The 4,179-nt window shown below is 65.4% G+C and carries 3 protein-coding genes and 1 pseudogene; 3 read left to right on the forward strand and 1 reads right to left on the reverse strand.

All coding sequences use genetic code 11. The features are described from left to right. The 3 genes from I71_RS20195 to I71_RS20205 all read left to right on the forward strand — a co-directional run. On the forward strand, window positions 1–1,131 hold a 1,131-nt coding region (locus tag I71_RS20195; RefSeq protein ID WP_042697112.1), incomplete at its 5' end, for an ABC-three component system protein. A 14-nt stretch (window positions 1,132–1,145) separates the two neighbouring features. Further along, the gene (locus I71_RS38410) at window positions 1,146–1,592 is read left to right on the forward strand and encodes an ABC-three component system middle component 2 (protein ID WP_159107412.1); all 447 of its coding nucleotides are present in this window, start codon (window positions 1,146–1,148) and stop codon (window positions 1,590–1,592) included. Next, the gene (locus tag I71_RS20205) at window positions 1,589–3,175 is read left to right on the forward strand and encodes an AAA family ATPase (protein ID WP_042697118.1); all 1,587 of its coding nucleotides are present in this window, start codon (window positions 1,589–1,591) and stop codon (window positions 3,173–3,175) included. The genes I71_RS38410 and I71_RS20205 overlap by 4 nt, the downstream gene beginning before the upstream one ends. Here the strand turns inward: I71_RS20205 and I71_RS20210 are convergent. Then, a pseudogene (locus I71_RS20210) lies at window positions 3,073–4,145 on the reverse strand (IS630 family transposase). The gene I71_RS20205 and the pseudogene I71_RS20210 sit on opposite strands and share 103 nt — an antisense overlap. Between the last annotated feature and the right edge of the window lie 34 nt (window positions 4,146–4,179).

Here is a 4,179-nt window from a genome sequence, read left to right on the forward strand (position 1 = left end):
ATGCCCACGGGTGTGTGGCGTGATAGCATCAACGTACGTTCGGCAGCCAGACGGGTTCCTCTTTTGTCCAGCTCTGCTTCGACCAAGACGCTCACGGTCGGCACCGCGCTCATGGGGCCACCGATCTCCGCCGCGGCGCGGGTCAGCCTTATGGACGATGTTGCCTTCGAGCTGCTCGTCCAGGCGTGGATGCCAGTCACGAAGAAGAAGTACCTTGGCATTGAGCGGTTCGGCGGCGCCGGGGATATGGGCCGTGATGTCGTCGGCTGGATGGATGCCCAGAAATGCGCGGGCGTGTGGGACAACGTCCAGTGCAAGCGGCTGGCCAAGCCGCTGGCACCGGCCGTGCTCTGGCCGGAGTTGGGGAAAGTACTCTGGCACGTGTCGCGGGCAGACTACGCCATGCCGCGCTCGATGTTGTTCTTCTGCTCGAAGGGCATTGGCACGACGGCCAAGCACCTCCTAACGAATCCAGAGAAGCTGCGCGCCGGACTGGTCGAGAACTGGGACAAGAGCGTCGCCACGGAAATCACCGACACTGCGACGGTGCCGCTCGATGGGGCGCTCAAGGCGCTGGTGACCACCGCCGACTTCAGCATCTTCGGCCCGCTGTCGGTGGAGACGGTGCTCGAAGACCTCAAGGGCACGCCCTATTACCTTGCGACCTTTGGCGGTGGGTTTCCCGACCGCCCCGCGGCGGCGGAGCCACCGGCAACAGTCCAGGCGCAGGAGGAGCGGTTTGTGTCCCGCCTGCTCGCCGTTTACGCCGAGCGGCGGAACCGCCCATCGTTCCTGCTGACCGAACTCGCCCAGTACGATATCGAGAATCGGCACTTCAACGAAATGCGCCGGCAGTTCTATTCCGCCGACGCCCTGGAAAAGTTCGTGCGGGACATCACCGACCCCGCAGTGTATGCGGCGTTCCAGAACGCTGTCCAGGCCGCCGTAATGCCGGTTTATCTGGACGAGCACCCGAGCGGCTACAAGCGCCTGAACCAGTCGCTCCCCGCTGCCGCTCAGCTCAACGCCTCATCCAACGCGGTCTTCCTCGTGGCGGAGCCGCTGGATAAGCAGGGCGTTTGCCATCAGCTCATCAACCAGGAAAAGCTGAACTGCTGGGTGAACCCGTGAGCGACGGAGCGTCCTTGTTCAACACCCCCCTGGAAACCGGGGTCAGGGCAGTGATTCTGCTGGCCGAGGCGTTCCCAGCGGCCGTGAGCCTCGACTGCTTGGTCGCGATGGATCACGTTGTGGTGCACACCAAGGATTTCGGTGGTCCCGACAGCCTGCACGCGGCCTCGCCGCTGCGCATCGCCGAGCCATTCGCCCGCCGCGAACTGGTGCGCCGCGCGCTGCTCCTCTTTCGTAGCCGCGACTTGGTCGAGGAGGTGCCTCGCGAGAACGGGTTCGCTTGGCAGGCAGGCGAGGCGGCGGCTCCTTTCGTGGAATGCCTTACGACCCCCTATCACCGGGCGCTGCGCAGCCGGGCGGCGTGGACGGTCCGCACGATGGGCGCCATGGACGATGCGGCCATCAGCGAGATGCTGCGTACAAGGGCGCTGCGCGCTATCGAGCAGGAGGACGGGCTGTGACGTACCCAGCGCTGCGACTCCAGAGACTGGCCTTCTTCGGTTCCGGTCGTGAACCGGTCGAGGTGCCGTTCCGGCCTGGGCTGAACATCGTCGTCGGCCCCAGCGAGACCGGAAAATCCTTCCTCGTGGAGGCGATCGACTTCATGCTGGGCGGCGGGCGGCCGCTCCGGGAGTCTCCGGAACGTCAGGGCTATGACACCATCGTCCTGGAGCTCGCGATCTCCGATGGCCGCGCGTTCACCTTGCAGCGCTCGACACAGGGCGGTCCTTTCCTGTTCCAGGAAGGGGCGCTCGAACGGCTGAGCCGCGAGACGGCGACACCCCTCCGCGACAAGCACAGCGCCAGCCGGACCGACAACCTGTCGGCTCAGCTCCTCGACATACTGGGCCTGCGCGAGAAGATCGTCCGGCGCGCAAAGGGCGAGACCCGCCCCTTGAGCTTCCGGGACCTTGCCTTTCTGGTGAACGTCGATGAAACACGCATATGGTCGGTCCAGTCGCCGGTGCTGAGCGGCCAGTACACCGAGTCCACCGTCGAAAAGGCGGTGTTCAAGCTGGCGCTGACCGGCGTCGACGACTCGTCGCTGGTGGCGGTGAAGGCCGCCCAGGACGAGGCGGCGGAACTGGAGGCGCGACGCAAGGCACTTCTGGCCGTTATCGCGGACCGCGAGACTGAGCGGAATCTCCAAGTGCAGACGGAAGCCAAGAGCCGCCTTGACACTGTGCTGGAGCGGCTGACCGAGCTGTCCAACGATGTCGACCAGGACGAGAAGGCGTATGCCGAGGCGACCCGCAAACGCCGGCGGCTGGGCGACATCCACGATGCCGCCGAAGGCCGCGTCAAACGCATCGCTGCTCTTCTCGAACGGTTTGATCTGCTCGACCGGCATTACCGGAGCGATCTCGCTCGCCTGGACGGTATCGCGGAAGCCGCCGGGATCTTCAGTGCGCTTCACCCCGCACCCTGCCCGTTCTGTGGGGCAGCGCCTGACGCCCAGCGCCATGGTGAGGGTTGCGATGTTGACGCCTCCGGCTTGGCCGCTGCGGCGCTGGCGGAGATCGAACGCATCAAGGGGTTGCGCATCGGGCTGTTGGATACGAAACGTGCGTTGGAAGACGAACGGGCAAGCACGCAAGTCAGGGCCGAGCGCGCCTTCCTCCTATTCCGTGAGGAGGATCGTCGGGCAAGCCAGCTGTCGATCACGTTGCGGGACCGGCGACGCGGCGCGGGCGATCTCAACCGCGAGGCGTCCCAGCTTCGCTCGGAGCTGTTTCAACATGAACTCTTGTCGAGCTTGCGCAACGACGTCGCCAAGCTCGAGGCCGACATCGCGGAGCTGAACAAAGGAGGTGCCGAACCGGAACAGGCAATCCCCGTCGCGGCAACCACCGCCTTTGCCGAAGCGATCGAGAAAACCCTGAACGCCTGGAACTTCCCCGATGCGGCGCGCGTCGCGTGGGAGTCCGCTAGTGCACTGACTCATTCAGAAGGTGCAGGCAAACGGCTGAGTTTATCGAGGATGGTGTCGGCGGGCTTGGTCCAGACGAAGGGCCTGGATGCCCTGTTGTGCTCGCGGATGTAGCGGGCGATGGCGTCCTGGAGGTCGGCCACGGACTTGAACACGCCGCGCCGGATGCTCCGTCGGGTGATGATGGAGAAGAAGCCCTCGACGGCGTTGATCCAGGAGGCTGAGGTGGGCGTGAAATGGAAGACCCAGCGCGGGTGATCGGCCAACCATTCCAGCACCTTGGGATGCTTGTGGGTGGCGTAATTGTCGACGATCGCGTGGATCACCTTGCCGACCGGCACCAAGCGCTCAACGGCGTTCAGGAACTTGATGAATTCCTTGTGGGTGTGCTTGGGCAGGCAGCGGCCGACCACGGTGCCGTCCAGGGTGTTCAGCGCGGCGAACAGCGTGGTGGTGCCGTTGCGCTTGTAATCGTGCGTCATCGTCCCGCACCTGCCGGGCTTCAGCGGCAAACCCGGCTGGGTGCGGTCGAGCGCCTGGATCTGGCTCTTCTCGTCGATGGACAGAACCACTGCGTGGCAGGGCGGGTCCATGTAGAGGCCGACGATGTCCTCGACCTTAGCGGCGAAAGCCGGATCGTTGGAACGCTTGAAGGTGCGCAGCCGATGCGGTTGGAGCCGGTTGGCTTCCCAGATGCGCTGCACGGCGCGCAGGCTGATGCCGACGGCCTTGGCCACCGCTCGGCCGGTCCAGTGTGTCACGGCGCCCGGTGGTTCCGAACAGGTCAGCGCCAGCACCTTGGCCACGGTGGCGGTCGGCAGCGGTGCCCGGCCGGGTTTGCGCGTCTTGTCGCGCAGCAGCGCATCCACGCCTTGTTCGGTGTAGCGCACCTGCCAACGCCAGACCGCCGGGCGGCTGACACCGGCCCGGCGCGCCACCTCCTGCACCGGCAGCCGCTCGGCCGAGAGCACGATGATGTTCACCCGCTGGACATGCTTGTGCGGGAGGTTGCGGTCGCCGAGGAGCGCGGCAAACGCGCGCGAACCTCTGCCCCACGATGAACATGACGGTTTGGCCATGCCAACGGAATCCCCACCAGCAGCCCGCTGTGAATCCTA

The organism is Azospirillum sp. B506, assembly GCF_000333595.1.
Classification (GTDB): Bacteria; Pseudomonadota; Alphaproteobacteria; order Azospirillales; family Azospirillaceae; genus Azospirillum.